The following is a 15,674-nucleotide window of genomic DNA, read 5'->3' on the forward strand; positions in this document are numbered from 1 at the left end:
CGTACAATGTCACGTTTCTCCGCTCGCCCCGGCGGCCTCGAACAGCGCGACCGCCACGGCAAGATCTTCCCAGGCCATGCCCACGCTCTTGAAGAGCTGTGGACAACCCGGCGTCCCGCCCACCGGCATCCGGCCCGTCACGAGGTCGGCGAGGGTGCCCGTGATGTGGCCCGGCCCGATCGCGCCCTCCGCCTCGGGCACCAGCAGGTCCCCCGCCTCGCGCAGGGCCGCCGCCCGCGACTCCACGTACACCGCCGCGCGTCGCACGAGGGCGGTGTCCGTCTCCCGGGCCCCCGGCTCGTGCGAACCGACGGCGACGACCGTGGCCCCCGGGCCCACCAGCCGCCCGTCGAAGAGGGGCTCGCGGGCGGTGGTGCAGCAGACGACCAGGTCGGCGCCGGCCACGTCCGCCGCGGTGCCGGTGCGGGCGGCCGGGCCCAGGGTGCGGGCGTACGCGGCGAGTTCCTCCGCGGCCTGCGGCCGCCGGGCGACGACGACCACCTCCGCCAGCTCCCGCACGGCGAGGGCCGCTTCCAGATGGCCGTACGCCTGCGGCCCCGCGCCGAAGAGCACCAGCCGAAGCGGCCGCCCGGCCGGTGCCAGGTGGCGCAGCGCCAGGGCGGAGACCGCCGGGGTGCGCAGGGTGGTGAGGGCCGCTCCGTCGAGCAGGGCGAGCGGACGCAGGGTGGGGCCGTCGAGCAGCAGGTAGGACCCGGTGATCCGGGGCAGTCCGCGGGCCGGGTTCCCCGGCTGGATCCCGGCGATCTTCACCCCGGCGTACGAGCCGGACGCGGCGGGCATCAGCAGCAGTTCGCCTCCGCCGGGTACGGCGAGCGCCGTGCGCTGCGGGCAGCCCTCCGGGTCGAGGCCGCCCCGCAGGGCGTCGGCCAGGGCGTCGGCGGCGGCCGCCGGGGCCAGCAGCCCCGCCAGTTCGGCGGCGCCGAACTGCGGGATCCCGGGCCCGCTCACAGCAGGAACCCGTTCCCGAGGGGGTCGTACGGGTCCACCGTGAAGGCGTGCTCGCCGGTGCGGTAGGCGGTGCCGGTGACCTCGGTGACCCCGCCGGGGAGCATCCGTCCGGTGAACACCGTGCCCGTCACCGACTCGTGCAGCAGGTCCTCGCCGGGTCCGAGCCGCCCGTCCTCGGCGAGCAGCGCGAGCCGCGCCGAGGTGCCGGAGCCGCAGGGCGAGCGGTCGGTCTGCCCGTCGGCGAAGACGGTGACGTTGCGCTGATGCGGCCCGAACGGCGTGTCGGGGAGCTCCTCGTGGAGGATCACCCCGTAGACCCCGGACAGCAGCGGGCCGTCGGGATGCCAGGTGGCGGGGTGGGTGGCCAGCGCGGCCCGGATCTCCTGCCCGGCGCGCACCAGGGCGGGCAGCGCGGCCCGGGAGACGTCGAGGCCGAGGTCGCGGGCGGCGACCGAGGCGTAGCAGGCCCCGGCGTGCGCGATGTCCACCTCCGCCATGCCGAGGGTGGTCGCGACCGGCACCTTGCGGGCGCTCACCCGCGCCGGGACGTTGCGGAAGGTGACGCCGGTGGTGCGGCCGCCGTCGCGGTGCACGGTGGCGGTGACCCGCCCGGACGGCACGTCGACGCGCACCTGGGCGTCTCCGTCGTCCGGGGCGGCGACCCGGCCGGTCTCCACGGCCCAGACGCCGAGGGCCATGGTGCCGTGGCCGCAGGCGGTGGAGAAGCCGTCCTTGTGCCAGAACAGCACCCCGAAGTGGGCTCCGTCGTCGTCGGGCGGGACGACGAAGCCGCCGTACATCCCGGCGTGGCCGCGCGGTTCCTGTACGAGCATCCGCCGTACCTCGTCCAGGGCGCCGCGGCGCGGGGCGGTCGCGGAGCCTCCCGGTCCGATGGCGGTGGCGCAGCGCTCGGCGACGGTGTCGCCGGGGACGGGCGGGATGCCCGAGGTGGCGGCGTCGACGATCCGGAAGGGCTCGCCGGCGGTGTGGTAGTCCGTGGTGCGGACGGTGGTCACAGGAGGAAGCCTCCGGGGAAGGGGTCGGCCGGGTCGAGGAAGTACTGGGCGGTGCCCGTGATCCACGCCCGGCCGGTGACGGTGGGGACCACGGCGGGGCGCCCGCCGACGGTGGTCTGGCCGACCAGCCGGCCGGTGAACTCGCTGCCGATGAACGACTCGTTGACGAAGTCCGCGCCGAGCTCGAGGAGGCCTCGGGCGTGCAGCTGGGCCATGCGCGCGCTGGTGCCCGTACCGCACGGCGAGCGGTCGAACCAGCCGGGGTGGATGGCCATGGCGTGCCGGGAGCGGCGGGCGTCGGAGCCGGGGGCGGCGAGGTAGACGTGTTTGACACCGGCGATGGAGGGGTCCTCGGGGTGGACGGGGCGGTCCGCGCTCGCGTTGACCGCGTCCATGACCGCGAGGCCGGCCGCGATCAGGTCGTCCTTGCGGGCGCGGTCGAAGGGCAGGCCGAGGTCGTCGAGTTCGACGAGGGCGTAGAAGTTGCCGCCGTAGGCGAGGTCGTAGGTGACCGTGCCGAAGCCGGGGACCTCGGCCTTCAGGTCGAGGCCGACGCAGAAGGACGGGACGTTGGTGAGGGTGGCGGCGGTGGCGGCGCCGTCCTCGACGCGGACGTCGACGCCCACCAGCCCGGCCGGGGTGTCGAGCCGGACGGTGGTGACCGGTTCGACGACGGGCACCATTCCGGTCTCGACCAGGACGGTGGCGACCCCGATGGTGCCGTGCCCGCACATGGGCAGCAGGCCCGACACCTCGATGTAGAGCACGCCGAAGTCGGCGTCGGGGCGGGTGGCGGGCTGGAGGATGGCGCCGCTCATCGCGGCGTGCCCGCGCGGCTCGTACATGAGCAGGGTGCGGATGTGGTCCAGGTGCTCGATGAAGTGGAGCCGCTTCTCGGCCATGGTGGCGCCGGGGATCACCCCGACTCCGCCGGTGATGACGCGGGTCGGCATGCCCTCGGTGTGCGAGTCCACCGCGTGGTAGACGTGTCGCGTGCGCATGGGGTCTCCGGATCTGGCTAGTTGAGGCCCTCGGCCAGGGCCTTCTCGGTGGCGGCGCGGACGGCGGCCTCGGTGTCGCCGGTGAGCGGGAAGCGCGGCGGGCGGGTGGCTCCGCCACGGCGGCCCGCCAGGTCCATGGAGAGCTTGATGGCCTGGACGAACTCGGTCTTGGAGTCCCAGCGCAGCAGGGAGTGCAGGGACTTGTAGAGCGGCAGGGCGGTGTCGAGGTCGCCGGCCACGGCGGCCCGGTAGAGGGTGGCGCAGGAGCGCGGGAGGGCGTTGGGGTAGCCGGCGATCCAGCCGACGGCGCCGGCGAGGGCGAGTTCGAGGAGGACGTCGTCGGCGCCGATGAGCAGGTCGAGGCCGGGGGCGAGCTCGGCGATCTCGTAGGCGCGGCGCACGTCCCCGCTGAACTCCTTGACGGCGACGATGGATCCGTCGGCGTGCAGCCGGGCCAGCAGGGCGGGGACCAGGTCCACCTTGGTGTCGTAGGGGTTGTTGTACGCGACGACGGGCAGCCCGGCGCGGGCGGCCTCGGCGTAGTGGGCGCGTACGGCCTGCTCGTCGGCCCGGAAGGCGTTGGGGGGCAGCAGGAGTACGGATCCGGCTCCGGCCTCGGCGGCCTGCTCGGCCCAGCGGCGGGCTTCGGCGCTGCCGTAGGCGGCCACGCCGGGCATGACGCGGGCGCCGTCGCCCGCGGCCTCCACGGCGGTGCGCACGACCCGGGCCCGCTCTTCGTCGGTGAGGGTCTGGTACTCGCCGAGGGAGCCGTTGGGGACCACCCCGTCGCAGCCGCCGGCGATCAGCCAGGCCACGTGTTCGGCGTAGGCGTCGTAGTCGACACTGAGGTCCTCGCGCAGCGGGAGGGTGGTGGCGACCATGATGCCGTGCCAGGGGCGGGTGCGGATGTCGGGGCCGGAGGTCGTGCGGGTCGCGGGGGTGGTCGCGTCGGTCATGAGATGACTCCCTAGTGTGGTGTGTGACATTTTACTAGCGGGTGCGAGTCGGCCACAAGGGCCGGGAGCGGTCCGATCAGGGTGCGTCCGGGGGAAGTTCGGCGAGCCGGCGCAGCGGGACCGGGCAGGACAGCGGCCGCCGGTCGGGCGCCGGGTCCCCGCCGGCGAGGGCGGCCACGGCCGGGCCGCACATCCGGCCCTGGCACCAGCCCATGCCCGCGCGGGTGAGGAGTTTGACCGTACGGGCGTCCCGCGCGCCCAGTTCGCCGGCGGCCTCGCGGATCGTGCCGGCCGTCACCTCCTCGCAGCGGCAGACGACCGCGTCGTCCCGGAGCCAGCCGGTCCAGCCGGGGCCCGGACGGTGGGCGGCGGCCATCGCGCCGGCGAAGGCGCGCAGCCGGGCGCGGGTGCGGGCGAGGCCGGGTACCCGGCCGCCGCGCCGGGCGGAGTTGCCTCCGGGCGCCGCGCCCCCGGTGCCGCGCAGGGCGGCCGCGATGGAGCGGGCCGCCAGTTCGCCTTCCACCAGGGCCAGTTGGGCGCCGCCGATGCCGCCGGTCTCCCCCGCCGACCAGATGCCGGGGACGGAGGTCCGCTGCTCGGCGTCCAGGTCCAGGGCCACCGTGCCGTCGGGGCTGTGGCGGGTGGCGCAGCCCAGGCCGGTGGCGAGTTCCAGCTGGGGCACCAGGCCGTGGCCCACGGCGAGGGCGTCGCAGGGGATCCGGCGGGCGGTGCCGGGCAGCGGGCGCCAGTCGCGGTCGAGCCGGGCGACGGTGACGGCCTCGACGCGGCCGGTGCCGTGCGCCGCGGTGACGGCGTGCCGGGTGAGGAGGCGGACGCGGTGCCGGGCCAGGGCCGCGCCGTAGGCCGCGGCCTCGGCGAGCTTGCCGGGGTTGCGCAGCAGCACGGGGGTCCGGGCGGCGTACGCGGTGTACGCCGCGGCCTCGACGACCGCGGGCACGGCGGCTCCGGCGGCGGCGAGCGACCCGGCCACCGCGAGCAGCAGCGGGCCGCTCCCGGCGACCACCACGCGCCTGCCGGGCAGGACGAGCCCGCCCTTGAGCATGGCCTGCGCCCCGCCGGCCCCGACGACCCCGGGCAGGGTCCAGCCGGGGAACGGCAGTTGGCGCTCGTAGGCCCCGGTGGCGAGCAGCACGGCCCCGGCCCGAACGGCTACCGCCGCCTCGGCTTCGCGGATGGCGTGCAGGGTCCAGGTGCGGGGGGTGGGGGCGGGGGGCGGGGGTGCGTCTATCTGGGGGGCCGCGGGTGTGGCCGGGGCCGCGGGTGGGGCTGCCTCTGCGGGCGTGGCCGGCGCCGCGGGTCGGGCCGGCGCCGCGGGTGTGGCCGGGGCTGCGGGCGTGACCGGGGCCGCGGGTGTGGCCGGCGCCGCGGGCGTGACCGGGGCCGCGGGTGTGGCCGGCCCCGCGTCTGGGCCCGGGACCACCGTCCACACGTGGTGGAGCGGGAGGTACGTGATTCTGCCCGCCGACTCGTGGGCGCGCAGGGCGGCTTCGCGGGTGGCGAACTCGGGCCAGGCGTGGTGCAGGGCCTCCGGGCGGGCTGCGCCGAGGCCGGGGGCGGGGTGGCGGTAGAACTGCCCGCCCGGCCGCTCCCCCGCGTCGAGGACGACGACGCGCAGGCCGAGGCCGGCGGCCGTGACGGCGGCGGCCAGGCCGGCGGGGCCGGCGCCGACGATCGCGAGGTCCGCCGGCGCGGGCCCGGCGGGCTCAGACGGCGAGTTCGGCATGACCGGTTCCTTCCTGGGTGGTGACGGAGTCGCCCTCGCGGGCGGGGACCAGGCAGGCGCGCTGGTTCGGGCGGCCGTTGACCGTGACGAGGCAGTCGTAGCAGCTGCCGATCCCGCAGAAGGCGCCGCGCGGGGCGCCGCCCTCGCGGGTGGTGCGCCAGGCGAGGATGCCGGCCGACCAGAGCACGGCGGCGATGGACTGGCCCGCCTGCGCGGGGAGCTCACGGCCGTCGAAGGCGATGGTGTACGCGGCCGAAGGGGCTCCGCCGACCAGGGAGCGGGGGGTGCGCATCAGGGGGTCCTCCTCGGGGTGGTGTGCGGTGTCCCTGCCGGGGGCTCGGCGGATCCGGGTTCGGCTGCCGTGTCCCTGGCCGGGGGCTCGGCGGATCCGGGTCCGGCTGCCGTGTCCCTGGCCGGGGACACGGCGGATCCGGGTCCGGCTGCCGTGTCCCTGGCCAGGGGCTCGGCGGGGTCTGGCTGGGGCGGGATCCCTGGCCGGGGGCGGTGTCCCTGGCCGGGGGCTCGGCAGGGCGCCTGGCCGATGCGGGGCCCTGGGACGGGGGCTGGGCAGAGTGTCTGGCTGGGGTAGGGCCCCTGGGCGGGGGCTTCGCCGGGGCCGGGGTCGGGGCCGGGGTGGGGTGTCGTCCGGGACTCATGATTTATGGCGCCCTGGGCGGGGCTGCGTCGGCGCGGGCTGCTGCCGCGCCAACAAATCACGTTCTACGTCCCGGACAACACCCCACCCCGTCCCCGCCCCCGGCGGGGCGCCACCTAGCCCCACCGGGCACCCTCCAGCCCCGCCGGACGCCATCCAGCGCACCGGACGGCCTCCGGCCCAACCAGGCACCATCCGACCCCACCGGGCACCCTCCGGCGCCGCCGAACGCCATCCACCCCACCGGGCAAATCCAGCCTCGCCGGCGTTTGAGGCGCGGGGTCCGGGGCGGAGCCCCGAGGCTCTGAGCCCCGCCCGGCGCCATCCAGCGCACCGGACGGCCTCCGGCCCAACCGCGCACCATCCGACTCCACCAGGCACCATCCGACCCCACCGGGCACAAACCAGCCCCGCCGGCGTTTGAGGCGCGGGGGCCGGGGCGGACCCCCGAGGCTTTGAGCCCCGCCCGGCGCCATCCAGCGCACCGGACGGCCTCGGGCCCAACCAGGCACCACCCGACCCCACCGGGCACAAACCAGCCCCGCCGGCGTTTGAGGCGCGGGGGCCGGGGCGGAGCCACGGGGGTTGGGTCGCCGGGGGGTCATGCGAAGCGCTCCGGGCGGAACGGGGACGGCGGGAGCGCGGGTTCGGTTGCCGTCAGGGCCGCCGCGATGAGCAGCCCGGTGGCCGGGGCCAGGCCGATGCCGGCTCCCTCGTGGCCGCAGGCGTGCAACAGGCCGGGCCGGCGCGGGTCCCGCCCGATCGCCGGGAGGTGGTCGGGCAGGTACGGGCGGAAGCCGTGGTAGGTGCGCAGGACCTGCACGTCCGCAAGGACGGGGAAGAGGGCCGCCGCCTGGGTGGCGAGGCGGCGCAGCGCCTCGGTGGACAGGCCGCGGTCGAAGCCGACCCGTTCGCGGGTGGCGCCGATCAGGACGGGCCCCGCCGGCGTGCCCTCGACGACGGCCGAGGACTGCAGGGCGGCGGAGCCGCTGGCGACGTCCGCGATGTAGTCGGCGGCGTAGACCTTGTGCCGCACCACCCTCGGCAGCGGCTCGGTCACCAGGACGAAGCCGCGGCGCGGCAGGACCGGCAGGTGCACGCCCGCGAGCTCCGCGACCGCTCCGGCCCAGGTGCCCGCCGCGTTCACCACGGCGGGGGCCAGGAGTTCGCGGCGCGCGGTGCGGACCCCGCGCACGGTCTCCCCGGAGCGCACGAAGCCCGTGACCTCCTCCCCGAGGTGGACCTCGGCGCCGGACGCGGCCAGCAGCCGGGCCGCGGCCTGGGCGGGCTGCACCTGGGCGTCCTGCGGGTAGAGGAAGCCGCCCGCCAGGCCGGGTGCCAGATGGGGTTCCAGGTCGCGCAGGTCGTCGGGGTCCGCCTCCGCCGACTCGACCCCGGCCTTGCGCTGGGATTGCGCGAAGGTCCGCAGGGCTTCGAGCGAAGCCTGGTCCGGGGCGACGACGAGCCCGCCCTTGGCCTCGTACTCGATCTCCCGGGGGAGGACGGCCGCGAGCTCGCGCCAGAGTCCGGCGGACAGCAGGGCCAGGTCGAGCTCCGGGCCCGCCTCCTTGTCGGAGACGAGCAGGTTGCCTTCGCCGGCGCCGGTCGTGCCGCCCGCGACCGGGCCGCGGTCGACCACGGCGACGGAGAGTCCGGCGCGGGCCGCGTAGTACGCGCACGCCGCTCCGACGACGCCGGCGCCGATGATGACGGCGTCCAGGGAATGTCTCTTGAGCACGGCAGTAATATGTCACATTCTTTATCGGCTGCCCAGACCGGCCCCGCGAGGGGGGCCGGCCCGGTACGGATCAGCTGCGGAGCGGGCCCTCGCAGCTGTAACTCGCGCTTCCCGCCACCTTGTTCGACCAGATCTCCACCGGGCCGAAGGAGCAGTTCATGTCGGCCAGGTTGTTGGAGGCCGCTCCGGCCCGGTCGAGGATGAAGTAGTCGACCGTCTCGGACATGTCCTTGAAGTTCTGGTCGTCGCTGCGCCAGTTCTTCAGGTTCGCGGTGATCCGCCCGGTGCAGGTGAAGCGGCGCTTGCCGGGGTCGCCGTTCTCCACGCAGTCCGGGGTGTTGTACGTGGCCGTGGCGAAGGAGGACTTCACCGAGGCCAGCGCCGCGTCGCGCAGCTGGTCGTTGGGGGTGAAGGTGGTGTTCGGCACGAACAGCTGGTCCACCTTGGCGATCTGCGCGTTCAGGAAGCGGTCGTAGTCGCGCTGGAGGTAGGTGTCGGCGCCCAGCCGGTGGCGCCACTCGTCGTACGCCGCCACGTCGTTGGCCCGCAGGTGGGTGTACATCTCGCGCAGCAGCGAGGGCTTCTCGGTCCACAGGAACTCGAAGAAGGTGCCCGCGTAGCTGTAGAAGCGGAAGCCGTCGCCCTCGTAGGTGGCGTTCAGCAGCTGCTCGACGGTCATCCGCGGACCGCCGTTCGCGGTGTCGCCGATGATGCTCTTGACCAGGGACTTGCGGACGGCGATGCCGTTGTCGCGGGTGGCGCCGTCGAAGAACTCGGCCGTGCCCTCGTCCATGGCGGTCGTCCGGTCGCCCTCGTACCAGGGGCCTTCGCCGAAGAAGCCGGGGACGGCGAAGCGGCCGTTGAGGTAGTGGGTGTACTCGTGGCGGAAGAGCTCCTCGAGGGTGAGGGAGGAGTCCTGCGGGACGCGGCGCTGGTAGGTGTAGAAGGTGGCGCCGTTCTCGATGTAGATGCCGCCGTTGTTCGTGTCGTAGCCCGTCAGGATCGGGTGGTAGTTCTCGTAGTCGGCGCGGGAGCCGTACAGCACGATGTTCAGCGTGGTGTTGGGGTCGCCGGCCAGCGGCTGGTCGGTGCCCAGCACGCGGTGGAACTGCGTCTTGACCTGCTTGCTCGCGTAGTAGAGCTGGTCGACGGTGGCCCGGTCGAGGCCGGTGCGGACCTTGATGGCGCCGTTGTCGTAGACGAAGGTGTGGGGGAAGATCTGCTTCTCGATGTCCTCCTTGCACACCCCGTACTGCTTGCACGCCTCGTAGAAGTTGAGCCAGGACACGACCTTGGCCCACGGCTCGGTGCCGAGCGAGGCCTTCACCGGCTCCAGCATCGCGCCGAGGTCGGCGACGACCTGGCCCCGCAGCCCCTCGACCTGGCCGAACCGGGCGTACTCGCTGAGGGCGTCGCGCGCCACCCAGGCGTTGCCCGTGCCCTTGAGGTGGGTGTAGCCGGCGAAGGCCTTGAAGGCGGCGCGGTAGGCGGGGTCCGCCGCCACGGCGGCGTGGAAGGCGGCGTCCTGGTTGCCCGGGTAGACGCCGAGGTAGTTGACGGAGAGGGCGGCGAGGGCGGCGCCCGCCCAGCCGGCGTCGAGGTGGGTGGCGGGGTGGGCCGGGTCCATGGTGGCCAGCACCTTGGTGATCAGGCCGAGCTGGTGCTGGCGCAAGCCCGGCGCGCTGCCCGCGTACAGGGCCTCGCGCAGGGTGCGGGCGTTGGAGGCGGTCACGTCGAAGGTGCGGGCGGCGTTGCCGAAGTCGGCGATGGCCTGGCGCATGGCGCCTACGGTCGGCGCGTCGGTGACGTCGATCTCGGAGCGGGAGTAGTCGTGGTAGGCGACGGCGTGCAGGTAGGTGAACATCTCCTCCAGGTGGGAGGAGTTGCGGCCGTCGTGGGCGGCGGCCAGGCGGGATATCCGGCGCGAGACGGCCTGGACGTGCGCATCGGACATCACCGGGGTCAGCCGGGCGTCCCAGGTCCAGATGAGGCCGCGCAGACAGCCGTCGGCGAGGACGGCCGGGTCGGCGAGGAAGTCGGCGAACTGCTCCGGGCCGAGGCCGGTGATCCCGTCGAGGGTGCAGGGCACGCCCGCCGCGACGCTGCGCGCGGTGGGGGCCTGGGCCGCGGCCTTGCGGCTCTTCTCGGTGCGCTCGGCGGGTGCGGCGGCGGGTGTGGCCGCGCCGGGGACCTGGCCGGTGATGGCCTGCCCGCCGGGGGCCGGGGCGGGGGCGGGGGCCGCCTCGGTCGCGTTCGCGAGGTGGTCGACCTCGTCGAAGGGGTTCGCCGCGGGCGCCGGGGCGGCCTGGGCGCCGGCGAAGGCGGCCGGGGCGGGGGCCTCGGCGGCCTGCGTGATCGCCTGCCCGGCGGAGGCGAGGAGCGTCACGGCGACGGCGGAGGCGAGGAGGGACGAGCGCACAGCTCTGTGCTTGGACACCGAGAACTCCTGGTGGGAGAGGCTGGGGTGGGGGGTGGTGCGGTGAACGGCCCTGCGTCACACGGCGTTTGACGGGGATTAACGTGCCGCGGTGTGAGCTGTAACATAGTAATGTGAAATTGCACTGACAAGACCTGTGCGCCCACCAGTTCGCACCTTCTTGAGGGAGCCCCCGTGACCGACACTCCGCCCCGCCTCCACACGGGCAGCCACGACCTGCCGGTATCTCCGGAGTTGTCCCGTTTCATGGCGGAGGGCTGGGCGCCCTCCCCGCTGCCCGGCGCCGACCGCGTCCCCGGCCACGCCCTCACCCCGGCCCGTCGGGCGCGGCTCTCCGCCCGCTTCCCGGGCGAGCGGCTGGTCATTCCGGCGGGCGGGCTGAAGGTCCGCTCCAACGACTGCGACCACCGCTTCCGCCCGCACAGCGCGTACGCCTGGCTCACGGGGCTGACGGGCGAGGACCAGGCGGGCCACGTCCTGGTGCTGGAACCCGCCGGACCGCACGCCCACGAGGCCGTGCTCCACCTGCGGCCGCGCTCGCCGCGGACGGACGGGAACGAGGAGTTCTTCCGCGACCGCCGCTACGGGGAGTTCTGGGTGGGCCGCCGCCCGGACCTGGCGGAGGCCGAGCGCCTCACCGGCATCCGCTGCGCGCACCTGGACCTGCTGGGCCCCCCGGCCGGCCGCGACGCGTCCACCGACCCCGAACTGGCCGCCGCCCTCTCGGAACTGCGCCTGGTGAAGGACGCCTGGGAGGTCGAACAGCTCCAGCTGGCGGTCGACCACACCGCGGCGGGTTTCGAAGACGTCGTACGGGCGCTGCCGCGCGCCCTGGCCCACCCGCGCGGGGAGCGGTGGATCGAGGGGGTGTTCAACCTGCGCGCCCGGGCGGAGGGCAACGGCACCGGGTACGAGACGATCGCGGCGGCGGGCGCGCACGCGTGCACGCTGCACTGGATCCGCAACGACGGCCGGCTGAACGGCGAAGAACTGCTGCTGCTGGACGCGGGCGTGGAGACGGACACCCTGTACACGGCGGACATCACCCGCACCCTCCCGCTGTCGGGCCGCTTCACCTCGGTCCAGCGGCAGGTGTACGAACTGGTCCTGGCCGCCCAGGAGGCGGGCATGGCCGCCCTGCGCCCCGGGGCGAGCTTCGGGGACTTCCACCGGGCCGGGATGCGGGTGATCGCGGAGGGCCTGGCGGAGTGGGGCGTCCTGAAGGACGCGCGCGGCGACCTGCACCGGCGGTACACGCTGTGCAGCAGCGGGCACATGCTGGGCCTGGACGTCCACGACTGCGCGAAGGCCCGGGCGGAGACCTACCTGGGAGGGGTCCTGGAGGAGGGCCAGGTCCTCACGGTGGAACCGGGCCTGTACCTCCAGCCGGACGACGAGACCCTGCCGCCGGAGCTGCGCGGCATCGGCGTGCGCATCGAGGACGACCTGGTCGTCACGGCGGACGGGGCGCGCCTGATGTCGGGGGCCCTGCCGCGCACGGTGGCCGGGATCGAGGAGTGGATGGGCCGGCTGCTGGAGGGCTGAGGGGCCCTGGTGCCGATCAGGCCGGCGTCGGGGCCGTGAGGCGGCGGGTGAGCTCCTCGACGAAAGCGTCGAGGTGGGGCGGCCGCGGGCCGGTGCGGGTGGCGCAGAACCACGTGCGGGTCAGCGGCTCCTCGCCGATGCGGACCAGAGCGAGGCCGTGCGAGGAGGCGTACGGGGCGGCCACCCAGTTGGGGAGCACCGTCACCCCCTGGCCGCCGGCGACCATCTCGATCACCAGGTCGGTCACCACCGGCATGGTGGTGATCCTGGCGGGGCGGGCCCCGGCGGGGATCGGCAGGGGCATCGAGGGGATGCGGCTCTGGTCGTAGCCGTCGTAGAGGACCAGGTCGGCGCCGTCGAAGTCACGGGCGGTCAGGTGGGCGCGGGAGGCCCACGGGTGTCCGGCCGGCACCACGGCCATCATCTCGTCGTCGAACAGCTTGGTCAGGGACACCCGGTCCATCTGCAGGTCCGGCTTGGTGACCAGCGCGACGTCGACCTGGTCGGCGAGCAGCGCCGGGATCGGGGCGTCGTCCGCGACGGTCTCGATGCGCACCTCGGTGTCCGGCTCGCGTTCGCGGAAGGCGCGCAGGACCGGTGGCAGCCACGGGAGGGTGGTGCTGCACTGCGCGGTGAAGCGGACCCGGCGGTCGCGCCCGTCGCGGATGTCCCGCAGGTCGCGGGAGGCCGACTCCAGTTCGCCGAGGATCCGGCGGGCGGTGACCAGCATCCGGCGGCCCGCCGCGTTGGGCACCAGGCGGCGGCCCTTGCGGTCGAAGAGCCGCATGCCGAGGCGCGCCTCGAGCCGGGTGAGCCGCTGGCTGAGGGCCGGCTGGCTGACGTAGAGCCGCTCGGCGGCGGCCGTCAGGGAGCCGGCCTCGGCGGTGGCGTCGAGGAGCTCCAGGTCACGCAGGTCCACATCCATAACCTGGGATTATCGCACGCTCCAATCTACGTCGTGGTGTGATGAGTTGGAGGTCCATAGGTTTCTGGTGTCACCGAACGGACCCGTCGCCGCGAAAGGCACGCACCATGACCGACACCACGACCGGCACCAGCGCCCGCACCGGATCCGGCACCGACTCCGGGTCCGGCTCCGGCAGGACCACCGCTCTGATCACCGGCTCCTCCAGCGGTATCGGACTGGACATCGCCCGCGCCTTCCTGGAGAGCGGTGCCAACGTGGTCCTGAACGGCCGCGATCCCGACCGCCTGGAGGAGGCCGCGGCGGCCCTCGGCCGGCCCGGCCGCACCGCCTGGGCGGCGGGCAGCATCGCCGCGGCGGCGACGGGCGACGCGCTCGTCCGTACCGCCCTGGACCGGTTCGGCCGCATCGACGTCCTGGTCAACAACGCCGGCACGTTCGCCTCCAGGCCCTTCACCGAGGTCACCGAGGACGAGCTCGACGGCTTTCTGACCGGCAATCTGAAGGGCACCTACCTCACCACGCAGGCGTTCGTACGGGCGCTGCGCGCGCAGGGCCGGGGCGGCAGCATCGTCAACATCGGCACCGTGCTGGTGGACCACGCGCTGGCGGGCTTCCCGGCGTCCGCGCCGGTGGTGAGCAAGGCCGGTGTGCACGCCCTGACGACGAGCCTGTCCGCCGAGCTGGCGGCCGACGGCATCCGCGTGAACCTCGTGGCGCCGGGCATCGTCCGCACATCGCTGCACGGCGGCGCGGACGTGGACTCCTACGGCGGGGTCGCCCTGTTGAACCGGGTCGGCGAGGTGTCGGAGATCTCGGACGCCGTGCTGTACCTGGCGGGTGCGGAGTTCATCACCGGACACGCCCTGCGCGTGGACGGCGGCCACGTCACCGGCCGCTCCTGACCATCCCGGGGGGAGGGCCCCCGGCAGCCAGGCCCCCGGCCGGCGCGAGGCCGGGGGCCTGGGCCTCGGCCCCCGCGGCTACGGCAGGACCGCGACGCCGTCGAGTTCGAGGAGGGCCTGCTCGTCCCAGAGGCGGACCACGCCGATGACGGCCATCGCCGGATAGTCCCGGCCCGCCAACCTCTGCCAGATCCGGCCGAGTTCCCCCGCACAGTCCCGGTACGCCGCCACGTCCACCGCGTAGACGGTGACCCGGGCCAGGTCCGCGGGGGCCCCGCCGGCCTTCGCGAGGGCGGCCAGCAGGTTCGACAGGGCCCGCTCGAACTGCTCGGGCAGGCTCTCCCCCACCACCTTGCCCGCCCCGTCCAGCGCCGTCTGGCCGGCCAGGAACACCAGCCGCGACCCGGTCGCCGCCACGGCGTGCGAGAAGCCCGTCGCCGGCGACAGCTCCGGCGGGTTGATCCGCTCGAGGCTCATCGCGCGACCGCCGCCCCCCGGTAGAGCTCCTTCGCGATGATCGTGCGCTGCACCTCGCTGGCCCCCTCGTAGATCCTCGGCGCCCGCACCTCCCGGTAGAGGTGCTCCAGCAGGTGCCCCCGCCGCAGGGCGACCGCTCCGTGCAGCTGGACCGCGTGGTCCACCACGTACTGGGCGGTCTCCGTGGCCAGGAGCTTCGCCATGGCCGCACGCCGCGGAACGTCCGGCGAGCCCCCGTCGTAGGCGCCGGCCGCCGCGTACACGAGCAGCCGGGCGGCCTCCGTGCGGGTGGCCATCTCGGCCACCCGGTGGGCCACCGCCTGCAGGTCGCTCAGCCGGCCGCCGAACGCTGCCCGGTCCGCCGTGTACGCGAGCGTCGCGTCGAGCGCGGCCCGCGCCATGCCGACCGCGAACGCCCCGACGCTCGGCCGGAACAGGTTCAGCGTGTCCATCGCGACGCGGAAGCCCTGGCCCGGCTCACCGAGCAGGTCCTCCCGGCCGACGGGGACGCCGTCGAAGGCCAGCGAGCCGATGGGGTGCGGCGACAGCATGTCGAGGGGCTCGCCGGTGAGCCCGGGGCGGTCCGCCGGGACCAGGAAGGCCGACACCCCCTTGGCCCCCGGGCCCTCACCCGTCCGGGCGAACACCGTGTAGAAGTCCGCCTCCGGGGCGTTGGAGATCCAGCACTTCTCCCCGCTGAGCCGCCAGCCCCCGCCTGAACCGGAACCGGAACCGGAACCGGAGCCGGCCCCCGGGCCGGTGTCGGGGACCGCGGCCAGCTCCAGGGCCGCCGCGTCCGAGCCGGCCCCCGGCTCGCTCAGCGCGAAGGCCGCCACCGCCCGCCCGGCGCGCACCTCGGGCAGCCAGCGCTCCCGCTGTGCCGCGCTGCCCGAGCGCAGCACCGGGTACGCGCCCAGGCCCTGGAGGGCGAGCGCCGTCTCGGCCTCCGTGCAACCGTAGGCGAGCGACTCCCGCAGCAGGCACAGTTCCAGCGCGCCCGAGGCGAACACCCGCTCCAGCAGGCCCAGCTCTCCCAGCATCGCGAGCAGCGGGCGGTTGACCCGGCCCGGCTCCCCCTTCTCGGCCAGCGGCCGCAGCCGGTCGGCCGCCTGTGCGCGCAACTGCCCGCACCACGCCTCCTGGTCCGCCCCGAGCGCGAATCCGTTCATCCGAACATCCCCGCTTCTATCGCGTCCTGTTGACTGCCGTCACCATCACGATACGCTGCTTCGGGGGTACCTCCCAGCGGCAGCCGGGGGAGACCGCACGGCCGGCTCCACCCCATCCGGGACCTTCGCAAGGGGGC

13 protein-coding genes are annotated in these 15,674 nt (G+C 75.0%); 2 read left to right on the forward strand and 11 right to left on the reverse strand.

Features of this window, described 5'->3' with window-relative positions:
• Positions 1-9: 9 nt before the first annotated feature.
• The 8 genes from AB0D66_RS00515 to AB0D66_RS00550 all read right to left on the reverse strand — a co-directional run bounded on the left by AB0D66_RS00515 (position 10) and on the right by AB0D66_RS00550 (position 10,516).
• Complete coding sequence (locus AB0D66_RS00515) at positions 10-969, reverse strand: ornithine cyclodeaminase family protein (protein WP_362294390.1); 960 nt, start codon at positions 967-969, stop codon at positions 10-12.
• Positions 966-1,985: a proline racemase family protein gene (locus AB0D66_RS00520; RefSeq protein ID WP_362294393.1), complete on the reverse strand. Its 1,020-nt coding sequence runs from the start codon at positions 1,983-1,985 to the stop codon at positions 966-968. Before AB0D66_RS00520 ends, AB0D66_RS00515 begins: the two co-directional genes overlap by 4 nt.
• Positions 1,982-2,986, reverse strand: coding sequence for a proline racemase family protein (locus AB0D66_RS00525; protein ID WP_362294396.1), 1,005 nt, complete (start codon positions 2,984-2,986; stop codon positions 1,982-1,984). Before AB0D66_RS00525 ends, AB0D66_RS00520 begins: the two co-directional genes overlap by 4 nt.
• Before the next feature lie 17 nt (positions 2,987-3,003).
• Entirely contained in the window at positions 3,004-3,942 is a 939-nt protein-coding gene (locus tag AB0D66_RS00530) for a dihydrodipicolinate synthase family protein (RefSeq protein WP_362294399.1), read from the reverse strand.
• Positions 3,943-4,018: 76 nt separating this feature from the next.
• Positions 4,019-5,686, reverse strand: a complete 1,668-nt coding sequence (locus AB0D66_RS00535; RefSeq protein WP_362294402.1) for an FAD-dependent oxidoreductase — start codon at positions 5,684-5,686, stop codon at positions 4,019-4,021.
• On the reverse strand, positions 5,667-5,978 hold the full coding sequence (locus AB0D66_RS00540) for a (2Fe-2S)-binding protein (RefSeq protein WP_362294405.1): 312 nt from the start codon (positions 5,976-5,978) through the stop codon (positions 5,667-5,669). Before AB0D66_RS00540 ends, AB0D66_RS00535 begins: the two co-directional genes overlap by 20 nt.
• A gap of 964 nt (positions 5,979-6,942) precedes the next feature.
• A complete protein-coding gene (locus AB0D66_RS00545) occupies positions 6,943-8,079 on the reverse strand; it encodes an FAD-binding oxidoreductase (protein ID WP_362294408.1) in 1,137 nt (378 codons plus the stop codon).
• Between the two features lie 70 nt (positions 8,080-8,149).
• Positions 8,150-10,516, reverse strand: coding sequence for a collagenase (locus AB0D66_RS00550; RefSeq protein WP_362294411.1), 2,367 nt, complete (start codon positions 10,514-10,516; stop codon positions 8,150-8,152).
• 174 nt (positions 10,517-10,690) lie between these two features.
• On the opposite strand from AB0D66_RS00550, the gene AB0D66_RS00555 reads away from it, so the two are divergent.
• Positions 10,691-12,061 carry an aminopeptidase P family protein gene (locus AB0D66_RS00555; protein WP_362294414.1) on the forward strand — a complete coding sequence of 457 codons (1,371 nt, stop codon included), beginning with the start codon at positions 10,691-10,693 and terminating at the stop codon, positions 12,059-12,061.
• A gap of 16 nt (positions 12,062-12,077) precedes the next feature.
• Here AB0D66_RS00555 and AB0D66_RS00560 read toward each other — a convergent pair whose 3' ends face one another.
• Entirely contained in the window at positions 12,078-12,986 is a 909-nt protein-coding gene (locus AB0D66_RS00560) for a LysR family transcriptional regulator (protein WP_362294417.1), read from the reverse strand.
• Positions 12,987-13,093: 107 nt separating this feature from the next.
• Here AB0D66_RS00560 and AB0D66_RS00565 point away from each other — a divergent pair, with 107 nt between their 5' ends.
• Positions 13,094-13,891, forward strand: coding sequence for an SDR family oxidoreductase (locus tag AB0D66_RS00565; protein WP_362294420.1), 798 nt, complete (start codon positions 13,094-13,096; stop codon positions 13,889-13,891).
• A 78-nt stretch (positions 13,892-13,969) separates the two neighbouring features.
• Here the strand turns inward: AB0D66_RS00565 and AB0D66_RS00570 are convergent, their stop codons facing one another.
• Both AB0D66_RS00570 and AB0D66_RS00575 read right to left on the reverse strand, forming a co-directional pair.
• A complete protein-coding gene (locus tag AB0D66_RS00570; protein ID WP_362294423.1) occupies positions 13,970-14,368 on the reverse strand; it encodes a RidA family protein in 399 nt (132 codons plus the stop codon).
• Positions 14,365-15,537 (reverse strand): acyl-CoA dehydrogenase family protein, encoded by a 1,173-nt coding sequence (locus AB0D66_RS00575; RefSeq protein ID WP_362294426.1) that lies wholly within the window; start codon positions 15,535-15,537, stop codon positions 14,365-14,367. Before AB0D66_RS00575 ends, AB0D66_RS00570 begins: the two co-directional genes overlap by 4 nt.
• Between the last annotated feature and the right edge of the window lie 137 nt (positions 15,538-15,674).

This window comes from Streptomyces sp. NPDC048270 (assembly GCF_040652335.1).
Lineage (GTDB): Bacteria > Actinomycetota > Actinomycetes > Streptomycetales > Streptomycetaceae > Streptomyces.